The following is a 23598-nucleotide window of genomic DNA, read 5'->3' as shown; positions in this document are numbered from 1 at the left end:
GTTCGCCAGCCGGCCGCTCGGAGGCGAAGCCGCAACCGGGGGATGGCCGCCTTTGCGCCGTACCTCTGGTTGGGCTGGCGACGCGAGCCCAGAACCGTCCACACGCCCATCCCCGCAACCATTGCCCGACGCGCTTGTTCGGGCTGCCTGCACGGATCGATCAGGGATCCGTCCACAGAGGCCGGCCCTGCGGGTTCGGCTCACACGACGCTCCCGCGATGCCGCCTCAGTGCTCTTCCTGGGACCGGTGCCTCGGGATGCCCCACGCGACGGCGCGCGGAGCAGGCAAGCCGTGTCGCGCGAGGCTGTTGCCCCCGGAAGACCGGGGTGACGGTCCTGGGAAACTATGCCGGGTAACGGATTAACTCGCGTTTCCATCATATGTTGGCATGTGGGCTGCATAGTGGGTTTGCGCCACGTCGAAGCCGAGTGGCGAGGGAGGGGCGATGAGTTGATATTTTCTAACTCTGCAGCACGGAAAATGAAAAACTGCAGAGTCGAGGTAATTTGGAGATTTTGCCCGCAATACTTGCTTTAAAATTGGACTTAACAGCTTTGGCTCTTAATTGAATTCAGAGCTGTATTGTATGTGCGTAAGGGGTGATAGGATATCTGTCTATGTCCGTCTCAGGCGCATGGCAGATGCAAGCGCGGGGGTGTAGAATGGCAAGCGTTGTTGTCGGTCGGAACTCGAGGCTGATCGAGACCCTGTTCCGGGAGCATTCCTCCTGGCTCGGATCTTGGCTGGCGCGTCAGCCCTGGACCGTTCACGCCCCCGAGGACATCGTCTCGGATGTCTTCGTGTCGCTCCTGACCCTGCCGAGCGTGGAGAGCGTGCGCGAGCCGCGCGCCATGATGACCACGATCGCCAAGCGGATCATCTTCGAGGCCCGTCGCCGAAAGAAGCTTCAGAACGCCTACGAGGACGCGCTCCTGACCATTCCCGAGGCCTTGGACGTCTCGCCGGAAGAACGGCTCATCATCGTTCAGGCGCTTCAGATGATCGACGCGGTGCTTGCGAAACTGTCGCCGCGCGCTCGGACGGCGTTCCTGATGAGCCAGATCGATGGTAGGTCGAACAAGGACATCGCCCAGGAACTCAATGTCTCGCTCAGCGCGGTGAGCAAGTACATGACCCAGGGATTTGCGGCCGTCTATCTGACGCGGATGGAAAGTTGAGGGGATGGCAAAGGCTCGTCGGCAAGCCGATATCGACGATTCCCGTATCGACGAGAGCGGTCGGTCGGCCATCAAGTGGATGGTCGCGTTAAGCGGCGGACAGATGACCGAGCGCCAATTGCGCGAGCTCGATCTCTGGCGCAACGCCACGCCCAGCAATGCCGAAGCCTGGAGGCGCATATCAGGCGGCCTTCAGCCGTTCGACATCCTGGCGCGTTCGGGGCTTCCGCGCGGTACGGTTTCCCAAATCAGAGGGCAGATGGCTTCGCGCAACCGCAGGGCCGTCCTCGGCGGTTTGGTCGGCCTCATCGCTGTGGGCGGAGTCGGCACGACTTCGCTGCAACGTTTCGTCCCGCTCCAGGACCTGCTGAACGATCGATACACCCGCACGGCGGAGCACGACCGGTTCGAACTCTCGGACGGCAGCAAAGTCGTGCTGGCGCCACGGTCGTCGATCAACGTCTCGCTCCAGCCGAACGAGCGGCGCATCGAGTTCGTCGCCGGTCGGATGATGCTCGACGTGTCCGAGCGTGACCCGCGCCCTTTCGTGGTTGATCTCGGCTCGATCCGCCTCGATGCGTCGCCGGGCACCTTCGTTCTCGACCGGCGCGACGCGCGCCTGACCGTCTCCGGGCTGAAAGGCAGCGGCATCCTCCAGGGAGGCGGGCGTCAGCTGAACTTCCGCATGAACGAACGTCTCAGCTACGATGGCGCCGGCTTCGTTCGCAGCAAGATTGATTCCGATGCGGAAGCGTCCTGGACAACCGGTTTCGCTGTCTTCGACGATGAATCCGTCGCGAACATCGTCGAGCTGATCCGCCCCTACTATGCCGGCTTCATCCGCCTCAGCCCCGAAGTGACGGAGCGACGCGTGACGGGCGTCTTCAATCTGTTTGAGCCCATCGTCGCTCTCGACACGCTCGCCCGGTCTATTGGTCTGAAAATGACCCAGACTGCAGGGATCTGGATCAAGATCGAGGCTTGAGCCGCGCGCCCGGGTTCGGCGTTCCCTGCAATTCCATCCAAGCATTCGGCATGACTGCCGAATTCGATGCCAAATTTTGACTCGCGCACGTCTTGCCGGGGGCGAGCCGGTCGCGCGGTCTCGGCGCGCGGACCTTCCCCTGTCTCCCGCTTGCCCCGCTCCATCACCGGGACGCGTTCTGATCCCGGCGAGCCCGGGGTGCAAACGCGTGCGGGCGATTGCGGACTTTGGAATCGAGGCTCCTTCGCAAGGCTGACGATCGCTCTTCTGCAGAAGCGAACCCTCCTCATCCGCCGCCCGAACGGACGATCCTTGCCCCGAACCGAGGGCTGTTCAGCGGCAAGGTTGTCGCCGGCTTGCTGTAGTGCGTTTAACTTCCAGTCAGGCGATGCATAATAATGTCTCAATCTGACGTATTTGATAGCATTACTGCGGTGCAGCAACGATTTTTGACGCTAAACTTCCACCTGTGTCGGCTTCCGGGCAAAAAGCGTCGCAGCCGTACAAGCCCACGGGCCCGCTGCCGCTAGCTTCTCATCATCATAGATTAAGCCATGCGCCGCCGCAGCGCGAGCAGCGATGAGCGGAATGCGCGACTCTAAGAGGTCGGAAGCACATGGGCCGCATTACCTTAGAGAGCGTCAGCAAGATCTTCGGCGCAAATCATGTCGAAGCTGTCGATCTGATTTCTCAAGGAAAGCGCAAGGCTGACGTCGCCGAGGCCTGCGGTGCGGTCGTCGGACTGTGCAATATCTCCTTCGAAGTGCATGAGGGCGAGATCCTCATCCTCATGGGTCTGTCCGGCTCGGGCAAGTCGACCCTCCTGCGGTGCATGAACCGGCTCGTCGAGCCGACCTGCGGCCGGATTCTCGTCGACGACGTCGATGTCACCCGGCTCGACCGCAAGGAGCTGCTGGCGTTCCGCCAGAAGACCTTCGGCATGGTGTTCCAGCATTTCGCGCTGCTCCCCAATCGCACCATCCTGTCGAATGTCAGCTTCGGTCTCGAGATCAGGAACGTTCCGGCCAAGCAGCGCATCGATTGCGCGATGCGGGCGATCGAGCTCGTCGGCCTGAAAGGCTGGGAGAGCAAGTATCCGCACGAGCTGTCCGGCGGCATGCAGCAGCGGGCGGGCCTCGCGCGGGCGCTGGCGGCGGATGCCGACATCCTGCTGATGGACGAAGCCTTCAGCGCCCTCGACCCGCTGATCCGCCGGGACATGCAGGCGGAGCTGCGCGAATTGCAGCGCAAGCTGAAGAAGACCATCGTTTTCGTCTCGCACGACCTCGACGAGGCCGTGGCGCTCGGTGGCCGCATCGTCCTCATGAAGGATGGCGAGGTGGTGCAGATCGGCCAGCCCGAGGAGGTCGTGGCCCGCCCGGCGACCGAGTATGTCCGCCGCTTCGTGGAGCATATCGACCTCGCGGCGGTGATGCGGGCCGAGCACGTCGCCGACCGCACGGCGATCGTGCTTTCGCCGACGCAGACCGTGGCCGAGGCGCGGGCTCGGACGGCGCAGGCCGGCGGCGACGCGTGGCTCGTCGCCGACCGCGACGGCCGCTTCGTCGGCCGCGTCCGCGCCGACAGGATCGCCGCCGCCCGACCCGGCGACGCGCTGACCGGCCTGCTCGATCTCGAGCCCGGCGTCGTGGAGGCGGAGGCCCGCCTCGAGACGGTTCTGGGCCGGATCGCCTCCGAGGGATCCGTTGCCGTCGTCGCGTCGGACGGACGCCTGATCGGTCCGATCACGAGCCGGGATGCCGTGCGGGCCCTCGCTTCGCGCCCGGGTGCGCACGGGCCGCAAGTCGGCCTCCTCTCGTCACAATCCAAGCCGGCAGGAGCGGAGCGATGGACTGGAACGTCCCCAAATTTCCCCTCGACACGCTCAGCGACGACGCCCTCGACTGGCTCACCGAGCATGGCTCTTGGCTGACCCGGGCGGTCAGCCGCATCGTCTCCGACTGGATCGAGACGCTGACCGCCGGCCTCGTCGCGGTGCCGCCCTGGCTCGCGATCGCGGCAGCGGCGCTCGTCACCACCAAGATCGGCGGGCGGAAGGTCGGGCTGCTGACCCTCGCGGGGCTGCTGTTCCTCTGGAACCTGCGGCTCTGGCAGGCGACGGTCGAGACGCTGGTGCTCGTCATCCTCGCGACGCTGGCCGCGCTCGTGATCGGCATTCCGGTCGGGATCTGGTTCGCCTTGAGCCGACGCGCGTGGCGGGTGTTCTCGCCGGTGCTCGACATGATGCAGACGCTGCCGAGCTTCGTCTACCTGATCCCTGCCCTGCCCTTCTTCGGGCTCGGCGCGGTCTCCGCCTGCTTCGCGACCATCGTGTTCTCCGTGCCGCCGGTGATCCGACTGACGGCGCTCGGCATCCGCAACGTGCCTTCGGAACTCGTCGAGGCTTCGGATGCCTTCGGCGGCTCGGCGACGCAGAAGCTGTTCAAGGTCCAGCTGCCGCTGGCATTGCCGACCATCATGGCGGGCGTGAACCAGACCATGATGCTCGCCCTCTCGATGGTGGTCATCGCCGCCATGATCGGGGCCGGCGGTCTCGGCCGTGCGGTCTGGCAATCGATCCAGCGCCTCGAGGCCGGCGCCGGGTTCGAAGCGGGCATCGGCATCGTGATCGTCGCCGTCATCCTCGACCGGGCGACCCAGGCGCTCGCCGCCCGCGCCCGTCCCCACGGTGTCGCCTGAAGCGCACGCCTTCAGCCGGGGAAGCAAGATCGCCTTGTTTCCCGGGTTGAGATGAGTGGGCGATATAAAAACGAATCAATTCTGATCAAATCTGCAATCCGAGCTGCGCGACGAAATTCTGAACCTGAAAGTTCAGTCGACGGTCGATATGTGTCCTCAGCCCACCTGAAAGGTTTCGTCGATGCGCGCTCCGATATTTGGGATGGTGGCCTGCCTCGCCCTGATCCAGACGCCGGCCGAGGCGGCGGGCAAGCAGGTTCGAATCGCCTACGTGGAATGGGCCGACGCCGTGGTGGCGACCAATATTCTCAAGCTCGCCCTTGAGGAGAAAGGCTATCAGGTCAAGACGATCCCGCTCGCCGCCGCCGCGATGTGGCAGGCGGTGGCCTCGGGCGACGCGGATGCGAGCGTCGCCGCCTGGCTGCCCGTCACGCAGGGCGCCTATTACGAGAAGCTGAAGAACCGTCTCGAACTGATCGGTCCCAATGTCACGGGGGCCAGGATCGGCTGGGCCGTGCCCGCCTCGTCGCCGCTCAACTCGATCGAGGATCTCGCGACCAGGGCGTCCGAGGTCGACGGCCGGGTCATCGGCATCGATCCCGGCGCCGGCGTGATGAAGAGCTCAGAGGCGGCGATCAAGGCCTACGGCCTCAAGGTCAAGCTTCTCGACGGCAGCGATGCCACGATGACCAGCGCACTGAAGGATGCGGTGCGGCAGAAGAAGGACGTCGTCGTCACCGCCTGGACGCCGCACTGGATGTTCGCGCGCTACGACCTGAAATACCTCGCCGATCCCAAGAAGAGCTTCGGCGAGGCCGAGAGCGTGAACACGTTGGCCCGCAAGGGACTCAAGGAGGACATGCCCGAGGTCTACGGCATCCTGCAGAAGTTCAAGCTCACCATCAAGGACGAGGAAGCCGTGATGGCCGAGAACGAGGAGAAGGGCGCCAAACCCGAGGAGACGGCCGCGAAGTGGATCGCGCGGAACCGCGCGACGGTCGATGGCTGGCTGAAGTAACGCCCGTCATTCGGGTCCGGGAAGGACTGAGAACAGCTGGGACGGCGGATCGGCGGTTCAGTCGAGGGGTGGGGACGTGATGGCGAATGGTTTGGCGGCTGCCCTCGTGGCCTGTGCCGCGGGGATGATGCTGTGCCCCTCGATCGCCGCGGCCCAGGCGCAGGGCCCGGTCGAGGTCGATGCCGAGCCGAGCCAGGTCAACCGCGAGCAACCTGTGGTCGTGCCCGAACCCCGCACCGATTTCGGCTTGGCCCCGCCGAAGAGCAAGACCGACGCGGGCACCTTCACCTTCGGTGGTGCCATCCGCGCCCGATACGACTGGCGCTTCGACGATGCCAGCCGCGGCGGCGTCCGCAAGGCGCGGGAGAACTTCGACTTCGACACCCTCGCGCTCAAGGCCGCCTACGATTCCGACACGATCTTCGGCGCGGCACAGTATCGGTTCTATGGTGGCAGCTCGATCTACGGCCCCCGCAACGGCTACCGCGGCAATCCGGGCGAGGTCCACTTCCCGATGTGGGCCTATCTCGGCTACAAATTCACCCTGGAAGACAGCATTACCTTCGGTCTCAACCAGTCGCCGTTCGGCCTGACCCCATATTTCGGGACGAGTTTTCTCGAAACCCTCGGCTTCACCATGGGGCTGGAGGAGGTCTACAATTTCGGCGTCAAATTTTCCCATGTCGAGCCGGATTTCAACTATCAGGTCGGGTTCTATCCCGGCGCCAACCCGAACGCCTTCGGTCTGAGCCTCGACAGCGCGCGCTACTCAACGAACATCGTCCGCGCCGACCCCTACGTCACGAACGGAACCAGCAACGCCGAACAGAACATGTTCATCGGCCGAGCGGAGTACTTCGTTCTCAAGAACGAGACCACCTCGCTCGCCTTCGGCGCCTCGATCTGGCACTCGGAGATCTACAATTTCGACACGCGCCAGACCGGCACCAAGCAACTCGAGGGCCTGCACGCGCTGGGCACCTATGGCCCCTGGGGCTTCAAGGCGATCTACGTGCGGCAGGATATCGATCCGAAGAATCCCTTCCGCAACGATCTCGTCACGGTGGGCGGCTTCGATTTCTCGTACAATCTCGCCGCGCGCGGCAACTTCGTCTCGGCGGAAGTGACCTACAAGGTGCCCGATCCGATCGGCCCGTTCACCGTGGTGCCCTTCGTCGGCTACAGCGCCTTCTACAAGGACAAGGCGAGCTTCAAGGCGAGCGAGCGCTTCACGCTCGGCGGAGCCTGGACCCTCACGGCGGATCCGAACCTGATCATCTACACCGAGGCCGCCATCGGCCGGAACGATCCCTATGTCGGCGTCGGCGAATTCAACAACGGCCTCGCCCAGGGCGGCGAGAACCGGTGGAAGTCACGGTTCATCATGAATATCGGCTATTACTTCTAAGCGCTTTCAGCACAAAACCCGCTGTGCTGACGTGGCAAGCCGCGGCATGGGCGGTCACTGAGAGTTCCGTGAGGCCCGCCATAAGGTCCATGCCCGTCAGCCTGCCCATGCGGGGAGCCGCTTGCAGCCTTTCGCGGAAGTCCGGCTTGTGAGGGGTTCGCCCAAAATGCGGGCTCTGGCCGTGGCCAAGAAACGGGCGCACTCGTGCTAGCCGATCAGTGCGCCCGTTCAGCCTGAAGTCGTCGGGCTCACCCGCCCCGCACGGGCCGGAACGCGACAACCCGATCTGCTTCGTCCTCGTGCATGAGGCAGTCCGCGACCGCGCGAGCGAGATCGGCTTGTTGGTAGGGCTTGTTCAGCCGAGGCAGCGCGAGGTGGCCCTCCTGCGCCACCTCCGCATAGCCCGTCGCAAGAAGGATCGGGATGCGCGGCCACTCAGCCCTGATCGCCTCCGCGAGGTGCTGGCCCGTCATGCCCGGCATGGCGTAATCCGTGATCACCAGATCGACCTTGCGGCCCCTTCGCAGGAGGGTCAGCGCCTCCTCTCCGGACGAGGCTTCGAGGACCACATGCCCGAGGTCGTCGAGCATCGCCGCTGTGTTCGCCAGGACAAGGGCGTCATCATCGACCGCCAGAACTGTCAGCGAGCGCGTCGCTGCACCAACCTTCTGGACCGGGTCAGCCGCGATCTCTTCGGTCTCCTCTCCGGTTTCGGCAACCGGAAGCCAGACCTCAGCGGTCGTTCCCGCGCCCACGCGGCTCTTGAGAACCAGGGCTCCACCAGACTGCTCGGCAAGGCCATGCACCATGGACAGTCCGAGGCCGGTTCCCTGGCCCACGCCCTTCGTCGTGAAGAACGGCTCCATGGCTTGTCCCAGGGTGACCTCGTCCATGCCCGTGCCCGTGTCCGTTACCCAGAGGCAGACGTACTGGCCCGGCGAGAGACCGCGCACCTGATCGGCTCCAATCGTCTGCTCGCGCGCGCCGACCGTGATGGTGCCGCCATTGGGCATGGCGTCCCTCGCGTTCACGACGAGGTTCAACAGCGCCAGTTCAAGCTGGTTGGCGTCCGCATAGGCGTAGGGCAATCCCAGAGGGAAGTGCGTCTCGATCTGCACCTGCGGACCGATGGAGCGGCGAAGCAGATCCTCCATGCCTCGCACAAGATCCGGGGGACAGACGGGCTTGGGCCTCAGACTCTGCCGCCGTGCAAAGGACAGCATGCGCTGCGTCAACGAGGCTCCCCGCTCAGCCCCTTGGATCGCGTGCTCGACAAGGCGCGTGAGCCTGGGGTCGTCGGGCAGGCGCTTGCGCAGGAGATCGAGATTGGCGATCACCACGGCAAGCAGGTTGTTGAAGTCGTGCGCGATGCCGCCGGTGAGGCGTCCAACGGCCTCCATCTTCTGGGCCTGCCGCAGCGCCTCCTCCGCACGTCGTCTGGCGGTCACATCGACGATGCCGCCAAGCGTGCGCAGGAACGCGCCCTGCGCGTCGCGCTCGACTTGCGAGGACAGGAGAACGTCAAGGGGCTCGCCGAGATAGGTCACGAAGCGGTACTCGGCGTCGCGAAGCGCGCCGGTCGCCAGGAGCCTGGGCCAATCCTCCTGAACGCGGCGGCGCGCCGACTCCTCATTCATGAAGTTGATCAAGGGGCGGCCCACAACGCTCTCGCGCGGGTAGCCGAGAAGGTCGAGCCAAGCGTCGCTGACCTCCTCGACACGGCCCTCGGCATCGAGAGCGTGCAGCGGCAGCGGCGTCTTGCGGTAGAGCGCCCGGAACTGCTCCTCGCTCCGGCGCAAGGCTACGGCCTCCCGTTCGGCGAGCACAGCGAAGCGCCGGTCGAACATGGCCGCGATCAGCGAGAGGAACAGGATCAAGAACGTGGTGGCGGCGACGGCGAGGGCGAGGTTCGTCTGGCCGATGCTTGCATAGCCATGCCCGCCGTCAGTCACGCCGTGAGCGGTGAAGGCGGCGGCATACATGGCCGTGTAGTGCATGCCCGAGACCGCAACGCCCATCACACCTGCGGCCACGAGCTTTTGCACCAGCCCCGTGTTCTTGAAGGCCAGCCAGAGCGCGATGGTCGAGGCTCCGACCGCGATCAGGATCGAGACGGCCACCCACAGCGCGTCGTAGCGCAGGGAGGCGGGCACATGCATCGCGGCCATGCCGGTGTAGTGCATGGCCGCGATGCCGATACCCATGAGAAGGCCGCTTGCAACGAGAGCGAAGCGGCTCCTCCTGGGCTGGTTCACGACGGCGAAGCCGATCCCGGTGACCGCGACCGGCACGATCAGCGAGAGGAGCGTGAGGCTGAGGTCGTAGTGCGCCTCCATGCCCGGCATGCTGAAGGCGAGCATGGCGACGAAGTGCATGGCCCAGATGCCACCACCCATGGCCAGGGCTGCGGTCGCGAGCCATGCATGCGCCGCCCAGCCCGTCGCGGCCCGGATGCGGCCTGCGAGATCAAGGGCGGTGTAGGAGGCGACCGTCGCGATGAGGATCGAGAGGGTGACGAGGGTGCTGTCGTGGGCTCCTGACACGGACATACTCGCCTCCTCGCATGGGCGCGAAGCGGCTGCCCAGGCAAACTTTAGGAGGCTTTCTTGCGGCCTCCAAGTGACGGACGTGTCAGGCGGGATCGTGTTCAGCGAGCCTCGCGAGAACAAGGTCCGAGAAGGGTCATGCCCGTCCGCTCACCGCGTCAGGCGAATGACTGGCTCCCACCCTCGGCAGCCCATCACCCGGTGAAGCTGATCGCACTTCGATCGTAGGCCCCGTCCGCCTTCAGGACATTGCGAGGCTGGCCGGAGCCGCGTCATCGGGCGTGACGTCTCTCGGATCATCCCGGCGCCGGATTCGGCGCGCTGGCACAAACCGCTCAGGCGCGCGCGCTCTGCGTCTGTACGATCTTCCGCTCGGCGCTCGGCGGCTGGCCGAAGCAGTCGAGATAGGCCTTCGAGAAGTGCGAGGCCGAGGTGAAGCCGCACTCGAACGCCACCGAGAGCAGCGGCATCGCCGTCTGCCGGATCAGGGTGCGGGCGTGTTCCAGGCGGATGCGCAGGTAGTGCTTGGCCGGCGAGCGGCCCAGATACTTCAGGAACAGCCGCTCCAGCTGGCGGGTCGAGAGCTGCACCGCATCGGCGAGTTCCTGGCTGCCGAGCGGCTCGGCGAGCGAGGTTTCCATCAGCCCCACCACCCGCAGAAGCTTCGGATGCGAGACGCCGAGGCGCATGCGCAGGTCCATCCGCTGACGCTCGCCTGATTCGCGGATGCGGTGATGAATGAGCTGGTCGGCGACCTCCGAGGCCACGCTCGGCCCGTGGTCGCGCATGATCAGCGACAGCATCATGTCGGCCGCCGCGGTGCCGCCGGCGCAGGTGAAGCGGTTGCGGTCGATTTCGAACAGGTCCGAGCCGATCTCGAGCCCGTCATGCTCCGAGACGAGGCCCGGCAGGTTCTCCCAGTGGATCGTCGCCCGGTAGCCGTCGAGGAGACCGGCCTTGGCCAGCACGTAGGTGCCCGTGCAGACCGCGCCGATCGCCGCCCCGCGGGCGCTGCACCGGCGCAGGGCCGCGTGGAGAGCGCGGTGATCCGGCCTCTGGATGTCGATGCCGCCGCACACGACGATCATGTCGAAATCCTGTGCATCGCAGAAGCGACCCGCGACCTTGACCTCGATCCCGTTCGAGGCGGTGCACTTGGTGCCGTCCTCCGACCACAGCGAGAAGCGGTAGAGATCGCGCCCGACCGCGCGGTTGGCGAGCCGCAGGGGCTCGATCGCCGAGGAGAAGGCGATCATCGAGAAGCGCTCGACCAGCATGAAGCCGACGGAGAGGACCCTCCCCGTGACCGCCTCGTTCGCGGTCAGCACATTGGCCGGGCTCGTCTCCCCGGCGGCTATCGTCATGTCCATCCCGACCACCGTTTGTCGGCCTTACGCCGCGGCTTGGTGGGCAATTCACGTGCCGCGCCGACTCCCGTGCCGGCCGGGGAGCGATTCAGGATCGTCCCGATCGTAACCGGCGCCGTCGATCGAGCGGGGCGCGTCCGCCGAGGCGGCGCCCACACCGGAACTTAATCTCCGATCGCCGGGCGCATGCAATAAAATAATTCTTGTTCGATTTCCTGCTCACGGCAGCGTGATCAACTGATCGTCGGACCTGTCCCTCGAGCGGGCGGGCCGAAGTCTTGCGCCGAGCGAGGTCTGTCGAACCGGCCGGGCCTCTTTCGGATCGGGAGCGTGGGACATCGGTCGAAGTCGGGAATCCCAAACTCCCGGTCGCCACCGATCAAGCCCCGCCGCGGCGCGCGGACCATGATCCGTCAACACCGCGAGGTCGACCGATGCGCCGCTTCTCCCTCACGTCGCTGCTCTCCGAATCCCTGCGGGGCCATACCGGCTGGGGTCGCCAGTGGCGCGCCCCCGAGCCCAAGCCCCGCTACGACGTCGTCATCGTCGGCGGCGGCGGCCATGGGCTGGCGACCGCCTATTATCTCGCCACGGTGCACGGCATCACCAACGTGGCGGTGCTGGAGAAGGGCTGGATCGGCGGCGGCAATACCGGCCGCAACACCACGATCATCCGCTCCAACTACCTCTACGACGAGAGCGCGGCGATGTACGAGCACGCGCTCAAGCTCTGGGAGGGGCTGTCCCAGGAGCTGAACTACAACATCATGTTCTCCCAGCGCGGCGTGTTGATGCTCGCGCACAACGTCCACGACGTCCAGAGCTTCAAGCGCCACGTCTACGCCAACCGTCTCAACGGCATCGACAACGAGTGGCTCTCGAAGGAGGAGTGCAAGGCGTTCTGTCCGCCGCTCGATATCTCGGGCTCCTTGCGCTACCCGGTGCTCGGCGGGGCGCTCCAGCGCCGGGCCGGCACCGCCCGCCACGACGCGGTGGCCTGGGGCTATGCCCGCGGCGCCGACGACCGCGGCGTCGACATCATCCAGAACTGCGAGGTCACCGGCATCCGCCGTGACGCCTTCGGCAGGGCGGTCGGCGTCGAGACCACGCGCGGCTTCATCGGCGCCGGCCGGATCGGCGTGGTCGCCGCCGGCCACACCTCGACCCTGATGTCCATGGCCGGCGTGTCGATGCCGCTGGAGAGCTACCCGCTCCAGGCGCTGGTCTCCGAGCCGGTCAAGCCGTGCTTCCCCTGCGTGGTGATGTCGAACGCGGTCCACGCCTACCTGTCGCAATCCGACAAGGGCGAACTCGTGATCGGCGCCGGCACCGACCAGTACACCTCCTACAGCCAGCAGGGCGGCCTTCACATCACCACCCACACGCTGGACGCGATCTGCGAGCTCTTTCCGCAATTCACCCGGATGCGGATGCTGCGCTCCTGGGGCGGCATCGTCGACGTGACGCCGGACCGCTCGCCGATCATCGGCAAGACCCCGGTCCAGAACCTGTTCGTCAATTGCGGCTGGGGCACCGGCGGCTTCAAGGCGACGCCGGGCTCGGGCCACGTCTTCGCCCACACGCTCGCGACCGGCACGCCCCACAAGATCAACGCGCCCTTCACCCTCGACCGGTTCCGCACCGGGCGCCTCATCGACGAGGCCGCCGCCGCGGCCGTCGCGCACTGATCCGGAGCCAGACCCATGCTGCTGATCGCCTGTCCCCATTGCGGCAAACGGCCCGAGACCGAGTTCCGGTGCGGCGGCCAAGCCCATATCGCCCGCCCCGCCGACCCGATGACCGTCGATGACGGCGCCTGGAGCGAGCACCTGTTCGTGCGCGCCAACCCCAAGGGCGTGCATGCCGAGCGCTGGTGCCACGTCCACGGCTGCGGCCGCTGGTTCAATGCGCTCCGCGACACGATCAGCGACCGCTTCATCGAGACCTATCCGATGGGGGCGAAGCCCACCCAATTCCCCCAGAGCGAGACGAGGGCGTGAGATGGCACAGCCGTTCAGATTGTCCCGCGGCGGACGCATCGACCGCACCCGCCCCATCGTCTTCGCGTTCAACGGCAAGCCGGTCCACGGATTTGCCGGCGACACCGTCGCCTCGGCGCTGCTGGCCAACGGCATCCATCTCGTCGGGCGCTCGTTCAAGTATCACCGCCCCCGCGGCATCCTGAGCCACGGCCCCGACGAGCCGAGCGCGCTGCTCTCCGTCGATCGCGGACCCGGCCGGATCGACCCGAACAACCGCGCCTCCGTGGTCGAGGCACGCTCGGGCCTGCGCACGACCTCGCAGAACCACTGGCCCTCGCTCGAATTCGACGTCGGCGCGGTCAACGACTTGCTCTCGCCGGTCTTCGTCGCGGGCTTCTACTACAAGACCTTCATGTGGCCCCGGAAGTTCTGGGATAAGGTCTACGAACCCTTCATCCGCGCCGCCGCCGGTCTCGGCAAGGCACCGACCGTGGCCGATCCCGACCGCTACGCCAACCGCCACGCCCATTGCGACGTGCTCGTCGTCGGCGCCGGCCCGGCGGGGCTCGCCGCGGCGCTCGCCGCCGCGCGCACCGGCAAGCGGGTGATCCTGGCCGACGAGGGCGCGGAGCCCGGCGGCTCGCTCCTGCACGACACGACCTCGCAGATCGACGGACGCCCGGCGGCGGACTGGCTCGCCGAGACGCTGGCCGAGCTCGATGCCCGCGAGAACGTCATCCTGCTGCCCCGCACCACGGCCTTCGGTTATTACAACCACAACCACGTGGCGATGACCGAGCGCGTCACCGACCACCTGACGTCGGCCGCGGGCCAAGCGCCCCGCGAGCGCCTGTGGCAGGTGCGGGCGGAGCAGGTCGTGCTCGCCGGCGGCGCCCACGAGCGCCCCCTCGTCTTCGCCGACAACGACCGGCCGGGCATCCTGCTCGCCGAGAGCGTGCGGGTCTTCCTCAACCGCTACGGCGTGGCGCCGGGCCGCCGGCTCGTCTTCGCCACCTGTGGCGCCTCCGCCTACCAGGCCGCGCTCGATGCGCGTGCAGCCGGACTCGACGTCACCCTCGTCGACCTGCGCCTGGAAGCGGATTGCGGGCCGGAGCTGGCGCAGCTGCGCTCGGCCGGGGCCGAGGTGTTGACCGGCCACACCGTGATCGGATCGAAGGGCCGGAAGCGCGTCACGGGTCTCGTCGTGGCACCTGTCGGGAGCGACGGCCGGTGCGGCGGCCGTCGCCTTCTCGCTTGCGACTGCGTCGGCATGTCCGGCGGCTGGACGCCCGCCGTCCACCTGTTCTCGCAGTCGCGCGGCAAGCTGCGCTACGACGACGCCATCGATGCCTTCGTGCCGAACATCTCGGCCCAGGCCGAGCGCTCGGCCGGCGCGGCCCGCGGCACCTACGATCTCGCCGCCTGCGTCAACGAAGGTTTCTCCGCTGGCGCCGCCGCCGCGGGCTCCGACGAGCGGCAGGAGGTCCGGGCCACGCCGACGCTGACCGGCTTCCAGCCGGTGCGGATCATGCCGACCGATGCGAACCCGACCAAGGTGCGCGCCTTCGTCGATTACCAGAACGACGTCACCGCCAAGGACATCAAGCTCGCGGTCCGCGAGGGCTTCCAGTCGATCGAGCACGTCAAGCGCTACACCACGACCGGCATGGCGACCGACCAGGGCAAGACCTCGAACATGAACGCGCTGGGCATCGTCGCCGGGCAGCTCGACAAGGCCCTGCCGGCGGTCGGCACCACGACCTTCCGCCCGCCCTACACCCCGGTGACCTTCGGTGCGCTGGTGGGGCCCGCCCGCCATGCCCTATTCGATCCGATCCGCACCACGCCGATCCACGAATGGGCCGAGGCCCACGGCGCCCTGTTCGAGAACGTCGCCCTGTGGCGGCGCGCCTGGTACTTCCCGAAGGCCGGCGAGGACCTGCACGCCGCGGTCGCCCGCGAGTGCAAGGCCGTGCGCGAGGGGGTCGGCATCTTCGACGCCTCGACGCTGGGCAAGATCGAGATCGTCGGCCGCGATGCGGCCGAGTTCATGAACCGCCTCTACATCAACCCCTGGACCAAGCTCGCCCCCGGGCGCTGCCGCTACGGGCTGATGCTGAAGGAGGACGGCTACATCCTTGACGACGGCGTCGTCGCCCGCGTCTCCGACGAGTGCTTCCACGTCACCACCACCACGGGCGGGGCGGCCCGCGTGCTGGCGCATATGGAGGACTACCTCCAGACCGAGTGGCCGGAGCTCGAGGTCTTCCTGACCTCGACCACCGAGCAGTGGGCGGTGATCGCGCTCCAGGGGCCGAAGGCGCGCGACGTGATCGCGCCGCTGGTCGACGGTATCGACCTGTCGCCGGAAGCCTTTCCGCACATGGCGATGCGGTCGGGCACGATCTGCGGCGTGCCGACCCGACTGTTCCGGGTGTCGTTCACCGGTGAGCTCGGTTTCGAGATCAACGTGCCCTCCGACCACGCCCGCGCGGTCTGGGAAGCCGTGTTCGCGGCGGGCCGGGCGCACGGCATCACGCCCTACGGCACCGAGACGATGCACGTGCTGCGCGCCGAGAAGGGCTACATCATCGTCGGCCAGGAGACCGACGGCACCGTGACCCCGGACGATGTCGGCATGGCCGGCATGATCCCGAAGGCCAAAGGGGATTTCGTCGGCAAGCGCTCGCTGGCGCGCCCCGACGTGGTGGCGTCGGGCCGCAAGCAGCTCGTCGGGCTGATGACCGACGATCCGAAGCTCGTCCTCGACGAGGGCGCGCAGATCGTCGCCGATACGGGCCAGCCGATCCCGATGCGCATGCTCGGCCACGTCACCTCGAGCTACTGGAGCGCCAATTGCGGCCGCTCCATTGCGCTCGCCCTGGTCGAGGGCGGGCGCGAGCGGGCGGGGGGGCACCTCCACGTCACCACGCCGGACGGCTTCACCCGCGTCACCGTCTGCGAACCGGTCTTCTTCGACACCAAGGGGGAGCGCATCAATGCTTGAGACCCGCTACCGCGCCGCCCGCGCCCTGCCGCTCGCCACCCTGCCCCGTCCGGCGGCCTCCGGAGCGAGCGTCTCGGTCCGACCCGCGGGCGCCGAGTCGCGCTTCTCCCTGCGCGCACGGCTCGGCGGCGGCGCGCCGACGCTCGCCGGGCTCCCGCTCGATGCGCCGATCAACACGGTCGGCACCGACGGCGAGGTCTGGATCGCCCGCCTCGGGCCCGACGAGTGGCTCGTCGGCGGCCCGGAGGCCGATGCCGACCTGCTGCAGGGCCGCATCCACGAGGCGCTCGCCGGCCTGCCCCACGCCCTGGTCGACGTCTCGCACCGCAATGTCGGCATCGACGTCTCGGGCCGTCAGGCGGCGGCGGTGTTCAATGCCGGCTGCCCGCTCGACCTGTCGGAGACCGCCTTCCCGCCGGGCAGCGCCACCCGCACCCTGCTCGGCAAGGCCGAGATCGTGCTGATCCGCGCCGCCGCCGCACCGCTCTACCGCGTCGAGTGCTGGCGCTCCTTCTCGACCTACGTCCACGGCTTCCTCAATGAGGCCGTGTTCGGGGCCGAAGGGGCGGTCGCGCCTTGATGCAGGGTTGATGCACGCCGAAGGCGAACCCACCTCGTCGTCCATCACCTCCGCACTAGGCCCCGGCACCCTGTCGCGACGCGCCTCTCCCCGAACTTGCATCCGCAGCGGGGAGAGCCCCCTATTGAGAGAGCAGCGGACCCGATGATCAGCACCTTCGATCTGTTCAAGATCGGGATCGGTCCGTCGAGTTCCCACACCGTCGGGCCGATGGTCGCCGCCCGCCGGTTCCGCGAGACCGTGCTGGCCCGCGGCGGCGCCGCCCGGATCAGCGCCGAGATCTACGGCTCGCTGGCCTGGACCGGCCGCGGCCACGGCACCGATGTGGCGATCCTGCTCGGTCTCCTGGGCCACGCGCCCGCCACCATTGATCCCGATCTCACAACGCCCCTCTCCGACACCCTGCGGCGCACCGGTGATCTCGGCATTCCGGGTGTCCACTTCGAGCCCGAGCGCGACCTCGTCTTCAACTTCAAGGACATCCTGCCGCTGCACACCAACGGCATGCGGTTCCGCGCCTACGATGCCGGGGATGCGCTCCTCGAGGATCAGATCTTCTATTCGGTCGGCGGCGGCTTCGTCGTCACCGCGGCGGAAGCCGAGGCGGTTTCGGCCGGGGATACGCAGACGCCGCCGCTCCCCTTCGGCAGCGGCCGCGAACTCCTCGACCTGACGCTGCGCACCGGGCTGACGATCCCGCAGATCCAGCTCGCCAACGAGCTGACCCTGCGCTCGCGCGAGGCCATCGACGCCGGCCTCGACGCGATCCGCGACGCGATGTTCGCCTGCATCGAGCGCGGCCTGCGCATGGACGGCGAACTGCCCGGCGGCCTGCGGGTGCGGCGGCGTGCCAAGCGTCTCTACGAGTCGCTGGAGGCGACGAAACTCGCCAACAGCCGTCCGGCCCACGAGATCATGGACTGGATCAGCCTCTACGCGCTCGCCGTCAACGAGGAGAACGCGTCGGGCGGCCGGGTGGTGACGGCGCCGACCAACGGCGCGGCCGGCATCGTCCCGGCGGTGCTGCGCTACACCCGCGACTTCTGCCCCGACTGGAACGACGAGCGCGGGCGCGACTTCCTGCTCACCGCCGCCGCCATCGGCGGCCTGATCAAGGCCCGCGCCTCGATCTCGGGGGCGGAGGTCGGTTGCCAGGGCGAGGTCGGCTCGGCGGCGGCGATGGCGGCGGCAGGTCTGACCGCGGCGCTCGGCGGCTCCGCCTTCCAGATCGAGAACGCCGCCGAGATCGCCATGGAGCACCATCTCGGCATGACCTGCGATCCGATCGCCGGCCTCGTCCAGGTGCCCTGCATCGAGCGCAACGCCTTCGGCGCCAACAAGGCGGTCGTGGCGGCCTCACTCTCCCTGCGCGGCGACGGCGAACACCGGGTGAGCCTCGACGAGGTGATCGAGACCATGCGCCAGACCGGCCACGACATGCAGGCCAAGTACAAGGAAACCTCGCTCGGCGGGCTGGCCGTCAACGTCGCCGCCTGCTGACACGCAAGCCGGGCGGAACATGGATTCTCGCCCCACGATGCGACCGATCGGACCTTGGTCGGGCCCCACCCGATCGGTTCGGCCATGACCGATCCCGCAACCCCTCTTCCGACCCCGGAAGAGGGGTTTTTCATCGCGGCGTTGCAGGATCGTTCCGGCGCGGCGGACGGTCATCGGGCGAGTGGTTCATGCACAATAGGTAAGCAATCTGCTAAAAGACGGACTTTCATGCGCAATGCATGCGCATCAAGCAGAGCTGATCCCAAGCATCCGCGCTCCTCTCAAGACTGACGAGGGCTCATATGAGTTGAAGCGCGAGCCGTCCTTGTCTTGATCAGCGGCGGCGCGATCGAGGCTCATTCGATGTTCAGCAAAGTTTTCGAAAGTGTTCGTGCCCATCTTCGCGCCAGGGCCGATCAAGAGGCTCTGATGAATCTCAGCGACGCGGCGCTCGACGATATCGGCCTGACCCGCGGCGCGCTGTCGGAGTTGCGGACCGGCCCGGAGACGGCCCGCCCCGGCGCCGTGAGCGTCGCGCCGCTCTTCGCGACGCTTGCCTTTCCGACCGCCCTGCAGAGCGCCTGAACGGCGGTTCGACGAAGCGCGGATGTTCGCGGCGGGCCGGCCGTTCGGCTCCCGTTCGGGCTCGACCAAGACCCTTTCCCGACGCGACAGCGGCCTCGAAGACCCGTCCGGTGCGATCGCACGGCGATCCGGAAGGGTCTTCGAGGCCGCTGTCTTGCGCCGCCGGGCGTGACCCGGATCGGCCGGTCCCTCCGCAGGTACAGCGCCTCGAAGGCGCGTCCGCCGAAGCGGCCCTCAGGCCGCGACGCTCTCCGGAAGAGCGATCGGCGTGGGCTCGTGCCCTTCCGCCCGCAGCGCCTGCATCAGGTCGGCTGGGATGAGCGAGAGAGTGCGCGTGCTGACGAGCGGATGGATGTTGACCCGCGTCTCGTCCAGCAGGCTGTCCTGAATGAACACCCTCACGCTGTCCGGCTCGGCGTTGAGGGCCGCCAGGGGCGAGACGGCCCCACTCTCGACCCCGAGGCGTTCGCGCAGCGCCTCGGGGCTCGCGAAGGAGAGGCCGCCGCGCGCGCCGAGCACGGAGCGGAAGGCCTTGAGATCGACCTGCGCGTCGTGCTGAAGCGTGACGAGGAAGTAGGTCTTCTTGCCGTCGCGCAGGAACAGGTTCTTGGTGTGGGCGCCGGCGATGTCGCCGCAGACCGCCATCATCGCCTCGACGGTGAGAACGGCTTCGTGCTCGTAGAGCTTGTAGGCGATGCCGCGCTCGCGCAGCCGCGTCAGCAGGTCGTCCGGGCTCAGGGGCATGGGCATCCTTCCGCCTTCCTCAGGTCTTCGGTTCCGCCGGCGCGGCGACAACGCCGATCTGCCGGAGATAGGTCAGGATCTCGCGCGCCGCGTCCTCGGGATCGGGCTGGATCAGGAGGCGGCCGCTCCCGGCCGGGCCGCTCTCGCCGGTGGCCGCCTTCAGCCGTTCCGCCGCCGAGCCGCCGGCGGGCGCGCCCTTCACGATTCTGGGCCGGCGACGATACGGCCGCTCCTCCGCCGCGAGGGCCGGAGCCGGGGTCGCGACCGGGGCGATGGCCACCGTCTCGACGCGCCCGCGGCGGGCCCGGCCGTAGGCGTAGGCGAGCGGGGCCGGAGCATCGGGATGGCAGGTGACGACGACCGGTCCCCGCACGAGCACCCGGCGCAGGGCGCCGCGGCCGAGGCTCTGGTCAAGGCGCAGCGCGCCGTCCTCGGCGGCCGCCGCGGCGACCACGTCGGGCATCAGCGGCATCGCGAGGGCGCGGGCCAGCGCGTAGGGCACGAGGCCGCTCTCGTCGCCGCCCTGGCTGCGCCGTCCGGCCAGGATCAGGTCGGGCGCCCGCTCGGCGAGCCGCGCGACCAGCGCCGGCACCGGATCTTCGCCGGCCGCGACTGCGACGTGCTCGATGCGGTCGAGCCCCTGACCCAGCGCCTCGGCGACCGCGGCGGCCTCCGGCCCGGCATGCAGGCCGAAGATCTCGGACGACGCGGCGAGCCCGGCGGCCAACCGGATCGCCTGTGCCTCGACCCGCGGCAGAACGGGGGCCCCGGAGACGGGATGGAGGCCGGCGGACAGGAGAACCGCGATTCTCATGGCGCCTTCCCCGCCCCGGTCGCCCGGCCGGCCGTCTCTTGCGCGAGCAGCCGCAGCAGGGCCGGCATCACCGCCTGCGCGTCCTGCACCACGGCGAGGCCCGCCCGCTCGATCATCGCCGCGTGGAGGTCGGTGTTGACCGCCACCACGTGCTCGCAGCCGGCGACGCCCTGAAGGTGCTGCGGCGCGCCGGAGATGCCGAGCGCGAAGTAGCAGGTCGCGGCCAGCACCGTGCCCGAGGCGCCGACCTGGCTGTGGCGCGGCATCAGCCCGGCATCGCACAGGACGCGGCTCGCCCCCGGCGTCGCGTGGAGCGCCGCCACCACCTGCCGGAAGCTGTCGAGATCGGTGAGGCCGTTGCCGGCGGACACGACGAACTCGGCGAGGGACAACGGCACCGTCGCGGGGTCGGCGGGGATGCGCGTCGCCGACAGGATACTTTTCGGAGGCGGCGGCGTAGGTCCGTCGATGGGCACGGCGCGCGCCTCCCGCGGCGGGCCGGCATAATCGGCGGCCGCATCCGGCGCGACGGTGGCGAAGCGCGGCGCGGCGAGACTCTGCTCGACCCGGCGGCCCCTGGCCGGGCGGACAAGGCCCTTGGCGGCCACCACTTCGGCATTGGTGAACAGAGGCTCGCGCAAGCCCACGGCGACGCGGCGGGCGAGGTCGCCGCCATCGAGCGATTCCGGGAACAGGGTGTGGCGCGCCGCGAGCGCCGCGAGCGCCGCCTCGACGCGGGCGGCGCGGGCCGCAGGATCGTAGCCTTCCGCGGCCTCGAGCCGGAGGACGCGGTCGGCGCCCGCGGCGCCGAGTCCCTCACACGCCCCTTCCACGATGGCCGCGACGGCACCCTCGCGTCCGGCGAGCGCCCGGGCGGCGCCGAGCACCTGCCGGTCGTGGCCCGAGAGGCGGCCGCCGGGGGCGTCCGGCACCACCGCGACGAGGAAGGCGGGCGCCTCGACGATGATCGTCTGCGGTGCTTCGGGCACGGACCGCGGCGGGGCGACGACCGCCTCGCCCAGCGGGCGGCCAGCCTGGCCGAGATCGTAGCGCGGCCGCGCGGCGGCGCCGACGCGCTGGGCCTCGCGCTCGCTCCGCGGGTCGCGGCGAGGCCGGCCGGCGGCCGCGCGGCGGGTGCGGTCGTAGCGCGGGCGGAGGCCGGCGCCCGCGACGAACTGGGCCGCCCACTCGGCCCGCGGGTCGCGGCGGGGACGGGTCATCGGCCCGCCTCCACCGCCTGGAGCAGCAATTCGGCCACGTCGCGGATCTCCGCCTTGCGGTCGGTCACGCCCTCCAGCATCGCCGTGCAGGAGGGGCAGGCCACCGCCACGATGCCGGCGCCGGTCTCGGCGGCCTGGGCCATGCGGAGGTCGGGGATGCGGCGCTCGCCCGGGACGTCGCTCACCGGCGCGCCGCCGCCGCCGCCGCAGCACATCGCCCGGCGCCCCGAGCGGCTCATCTCGCGGCGGGCGACGCCGATCGCGTCGAGCACCGCGCGCGGCGCCTCGGTCTCCCCATTGTAGCGGGCGAGATAGCAGGGGTCGTGATAGGTCACCGAGAGGTCGGGCAGGCGGCCGGGATTGAGCCTGCCCGCCCGGATCAGCTCCAGCAGGAAGGCGGTATGGTGCACGACCGTGTAGCACCCGCCGAGCGCCGGGTACTCGTTGCGCAGCGCGTGCAGCGCGTGCGGGTCAGCGGTGACGATCCGGTCGAACCGGTATTGTGCCAGAGTAGCGATGTTCTCCCGCGCCAGGCCCTGGAAGGTCGCCTCGTCGCCGAGACGCCGGGCGAGGTCGCCGGTGTCGCGCTCCTCCGGGCCCAGCACCGCGAAATCGACGTGCGCCTCGCGCAGAAGCCGCACCAGGGCACGGAGCGAGCGGCCGTAGCGCAGGTCGTAGGCGCCCTCGCCGAGCCAGAGCAGGATCTCGGCCTGCCCACCATCGGCGATGCGCGGTAGCTCGACACCGGCAGCGAAGTCGGTGCGGGCGGCGAGCGGACGCCCGCCGGGATCACCGGACTGGCGCAGCTCCGTCACCGGGCCGACCGCCTTCTCCGGCAGGGCCCCGCGCTCCAGCGTCTCGTGCCGCCGCAGGGAGACCACGGCGTCGACATGCTCGATCATCATCGGGCATTCCTCGACGCAGGCCCGGCAGGTGGTGCAGGACCACAGCGTATCGGGATGGATGCGCGCATCCGGCCCGATCAGCCGGGCCAGCGCCCCGCGCTCGCCCTCCGCCGCCCGGCCGCCGGGATAGGGATTGCCGGCATAGGCCGGTTCGGCCGGCGAAAGGCCGGCGACGAGATCCTGGATGAGCTTCTTCGGGTTGAGCGGCTGGCCGGCGGCGAAGGCCGGGCAGGCGGTCTCGCAGCGCCCGCAGCTGACGCAGGCGTCGTAGGACAGCAGCCGGTTCCAGGTGAAGTCGGCCGGCATCTCCGAGCCGAGCCGGGGCGCGTCGAGGTCGAGGGGCTGGAGCGCGGTGTCGGGGCGCCCCCCGAACCGGCCGGGCCGGGGATGGGCGACGAGGTGGAGCGCGCCCGCCGCCGCGTGGCGCATCGGGCCGTGACGCACCTCGAAGGCGAGGCCGAGCCCGCCCGCCGCGGCCAGAGCCAGGGCGACGGAGCCGAACACGCCGCTGCCGGCGCCGAAGGCGAGCAGCAGCGCGGTGAGCGTGCCGCCGACGGCGTAGGCGAGGAGCAGGAACGGCAGGATCTGGAAGTGCCCGGCGGAGAGGCGCTTCTGCTTCGAGGGATAGCGCCGGGCGCCGACGAGCAGCGAGCCCACCGCTGTCACGCCGAAGGCCAGGGCCACGAGGAACCAGTAGGGCCGGAAACCGGCGAGCGGCGGCAGGATCGCGAGCGCCGTCAGGATCGAGGCCGCGAGCAGGCCGCCGGCCACGACCGCGTGCATGCGCGAGGCGTAAGGATCGCGCGCCACGACGTGGTGGACATCGACGAGGTAGCGGCGGGGCAGCTTGGCGAGCCCGTCGAGCCACGCCACCGGCGCCGCCGCGCCGACGCGCCAGAGCGCGGCCCGGCGCAAGCCCTGGACGAGGGCGAGCGCCGCCATCAGCCAGACGAGGCCGGGAAACACCGTGGTCAGGGGCATGAGGCTGGTCATGACGGTGCCTAAGGGAGTGGCGACACTTCCGGACGAGGCTCACGAGGACCGTGCGCCCCCTCTGA

General features: G+C 68.7%; 18 protein-coding genes. 12 read left to right on the top strand and 6 right to left on the bottom strand.

Annotation, left to right across the window (positions count from 1 at the left end; translation table 11 throughout):
* The first annotated feature begins 663 nt into the window (after positions 1–663).
* The 6 genes from HNR01_RS19680 to HNR01_RS19655 all read left to right on the top strand — a co-directional run bounded on the left by HNR01_RS19680 (position 664) and on the right by HNR01_RS19655 (position 7290).
* On the top strand, positions 664–1179 hold the full coding sequence (locus HNR01_RS19680; protein ID WP_183669288.1) for a sigma-70 family RNA polymerase sigma factor: 516 nt from the start codon (positions 664–666) through the stop codon (positions 1177–1179).
* A gap of 4 nt (positions 1180–1183) precedes the next feature.
* Complete coding sequence (locus tag HNR01_RS19675; protein ID WP_183669287.1) at positions 1184–2164, top strand: FecR family protein; 981 nt, start codon at positions 1184–1186, stop codon at positions 2162–2164.
* A 616-nt stretch (positions 2165–2780) separates the two neighbouring features.
* Entirely contained in the window at positions 2781–4097 is a 1317-nt protein-coding gene (locus HNR01_RS19670; protein WP_017484637.1) for a quaternary amine ABC transporter ATP-binding protein, read from the top strand.
* On the top strand, positions 4013–4864 hold the full coding sequence (locus tag HNR01_RS19665) for an ABC transporter permease (RefSeq protein WP_017484638.1): 852 nt from the start codon (positions 4013–4015) through the stop codon (positions 4862–4864). The genes HNR01_RS19670 and HNR01_RS19665 overlap by 85 nt, the downstream gene beginning before the upstream one ends.
* 181 nt (positions 4865–5045) lie before the next feature.
* Positions 5046–5882 carry a glycine betaine ABC transporter substrate-binding protein gene (locus HNR01_RS19660; RefSeq protein WP_183669285.1) on the top strand — a complete coding sequence of 279 codons (837 nt, stop codon included), beginning with the start codon at positions 5046–5048 and terminating at the stop codon, positions 5880–5882.
* 79 nt (positions 5883–5961) lie between these two features.
* Positions 5962–7290, top strand: a complete 1329-nt coding sequence (locus tag HNR01_RS19655) for a putative porin (RefSeq protein ID WP_246417566.1) — start codon at positions 5962–5964, stop codon at positions 7288–7290.
* A gap of 248 nt (positions 7291–7538) precedes the next feature.
* Here HNR01_RS19655 and HNR01_RS19650 read toward each other — a convergent pair whose 3' ends face one another.
* Together HNR01_RS19650 and HNR01_RS19645 are read right to left on the bottom strand one after the other, a co-directional pair.
* Positions 7539–9839, bottom strand: a complete 2301-nt coding sequence (locus HNR01_RS19650) for an MHYT domain-containing protein (protein WP_183669282.1) — start codon at positions 9837–9839, stop codon at positions 7539–7541.
* Positions 9840–10171: 332 nt separating this feature from the next.
* Positions 10172–11200 carry a GlxA family transcriptional regulator gene (locus HNR01_RS19645; RefSeq protein ID WP_183669280.1) on the bottom strand — a complete coding sequence of 343 codons (1029 nt, stop codon included), beginning with the start codon at positions 11198–11200 and terminating at the stop codon, positions 10172–10174.
* 437 nt (positions 11201–11637) lie between these two features.
* Between HNR01_RS19645 and HNR01_RS19640 the strand changes: the two genes are divergently transcribed.
* The 6 genes from HNR01_RS19640 (at position 11638) to HNR01_RS19615 (ending at position 18857) form a co-directional block, all read left to right on the top strand.
* Entirely contained in the window at positions 11638–12891 is a 1254-nt protein-coding gene (locus tag HNR01_RS19640; protein WP_183669278.1) for a sarcosine oxidase subunit beta family protein, read from the top strand.
* A 15-nt stretch (positions 12892–12906) separates the two neighbouring features.
* Entirely contained in the window at positions 12907–13203 is a 297-nt protein-coding gene (locus tag HNR01_RS19635) for a sarcosine oxidase subunit delta (protein ID WP_183669276.1), read from the top strand.
* 1 nt (position 13204) lies between these two features.
* Positions 13205–16192 carry a sarcosine oxidase subunit alpha family protein gene (locus HNR01_RS19630; RefSeq protein ID WP_183669274.1) on the top strand — a complete coding sequence of 996 codons (2988 nt, stop codon included), beginning with the start codon at positions 13205–13207 and terminating at the stop codon, positions 16190–16192.
* Positions 16185–16772 carry a sarcosine oxidase subunit gamma gene (locus HNR01_RS19625; RefSeq protein WP_183669272.1) on the top strand — a complete coding sequence of 196 codons (588 nt, stop codon included), beginning with the start codon at positions 16185–16187 and terminating at the stop codon, positions 16770–16772. The genes HNR01_RS19630 and HNR01_RS19625 overlap by 8 nt, the downstream gene beginning before the upstream one ends.
* Before the next feature lie 144 nt (positions 16773–16916).
* Positions 16917–18272, top strand: a complete 1356-nt coding sequence (locus HNR01_RS19620; protein ID WP_183669270.1) for an L-serine ammonia-lyase — start codon at positions 16917–16919, stop codon at positions 18270–18272.
* 330 nt (positions 18273–18602) lie between these two features.
* The gene (locus HNR01_RS19615) at positions 18603–18857 is read left to right on the top strand and encodes a DUF1127 domain-containing protein (RefSeq protein ID WP_246417565.1); all 255 of its coding nucleotides are present in this window, start codon (positions 18603–18605) and stop codon (positions 18855–18857) included.
* A gap of 234 nt (positions 18858–19091) precedes the next feature.
* Here HNR01_RS19615 and HNR01_RS19610 read toward each other — a convergent pair whose 3' ends face one another.
* Genes HNR01_RS19610 through HNR01_RS19595 form a run of 4 tightly spaced genes read right to left on the bottom strand, consistent with a single transcriptional unit; the run spans position 19092 to position 23533 of the window.
* On the bottom strand, positions 19092–19601 hold the full coding sequence (locus HNR01_RS19610; RefSeq protein WP_026105541.1) for a prolyl-tRNA synthetase associated domain-containing protein: 510 nt from the start codon (positions 19599–19601) through the stop codon (positions 19092–19094).
* 19 nt (positions 19602–19620) lie between these two features.
* A complete protein-coding gene (locus HNR01_RS19605) occupies positions 19621–20415 on the bottom strand; it encodes an adenine nucleotide alpha hydrolase family protein (protein ID WP_183669269.1) in 795 nt (264 codons plus the stop codon).
* Positions 20412–21635 (bottom strand): electron transfer flavoprotein subunit alpha/FixB family protein, encoded by a 1224-nt coding sequence (locus HNR01_RS19600; protein ID WP_183669267.1) that lies wholly within the window; start codon positions 21633–21635, stop codon positions 20412–20414. Before HNR01_RS19600 ends, HNR01_RS19605 begins: the two co-directional genes overlap by 4 nt.
* Positions 21632–23533: a (Fe-S)-binding protein gene (locus HNR01_RS19595; protein ID WP_183669265.1), complete on the bottom strand. Its 1902-nt coding sequence runs from the start codon at positions 23531–23533 to the stop codon at positions 21632–21634. The genes HNR01_RS19600 and HNR01_RS19595 overlap by 4 nt, the downstream gene beginning before the upstream one ends.
* Positions 23534–23598 lie beyond the last annotated feature (65 nt).

Origin of the sequence: Methylorubrum rhodesianum (assembly GCF_014199985.1) — a bacterium.
GTDB classification, from domain to species: Bacteria; Pseudomonadota; Alphaproteobacteria; order Rhizobiales; family Beijerinckiaceae; genus Methylobacterium; species Methylobacterium rhodesianum.
The sequence above is the reverse complement of the archived record's forward strand: the minus strand, read 5'-3'. Positions and strand labels throughout refer to the sequence as shown.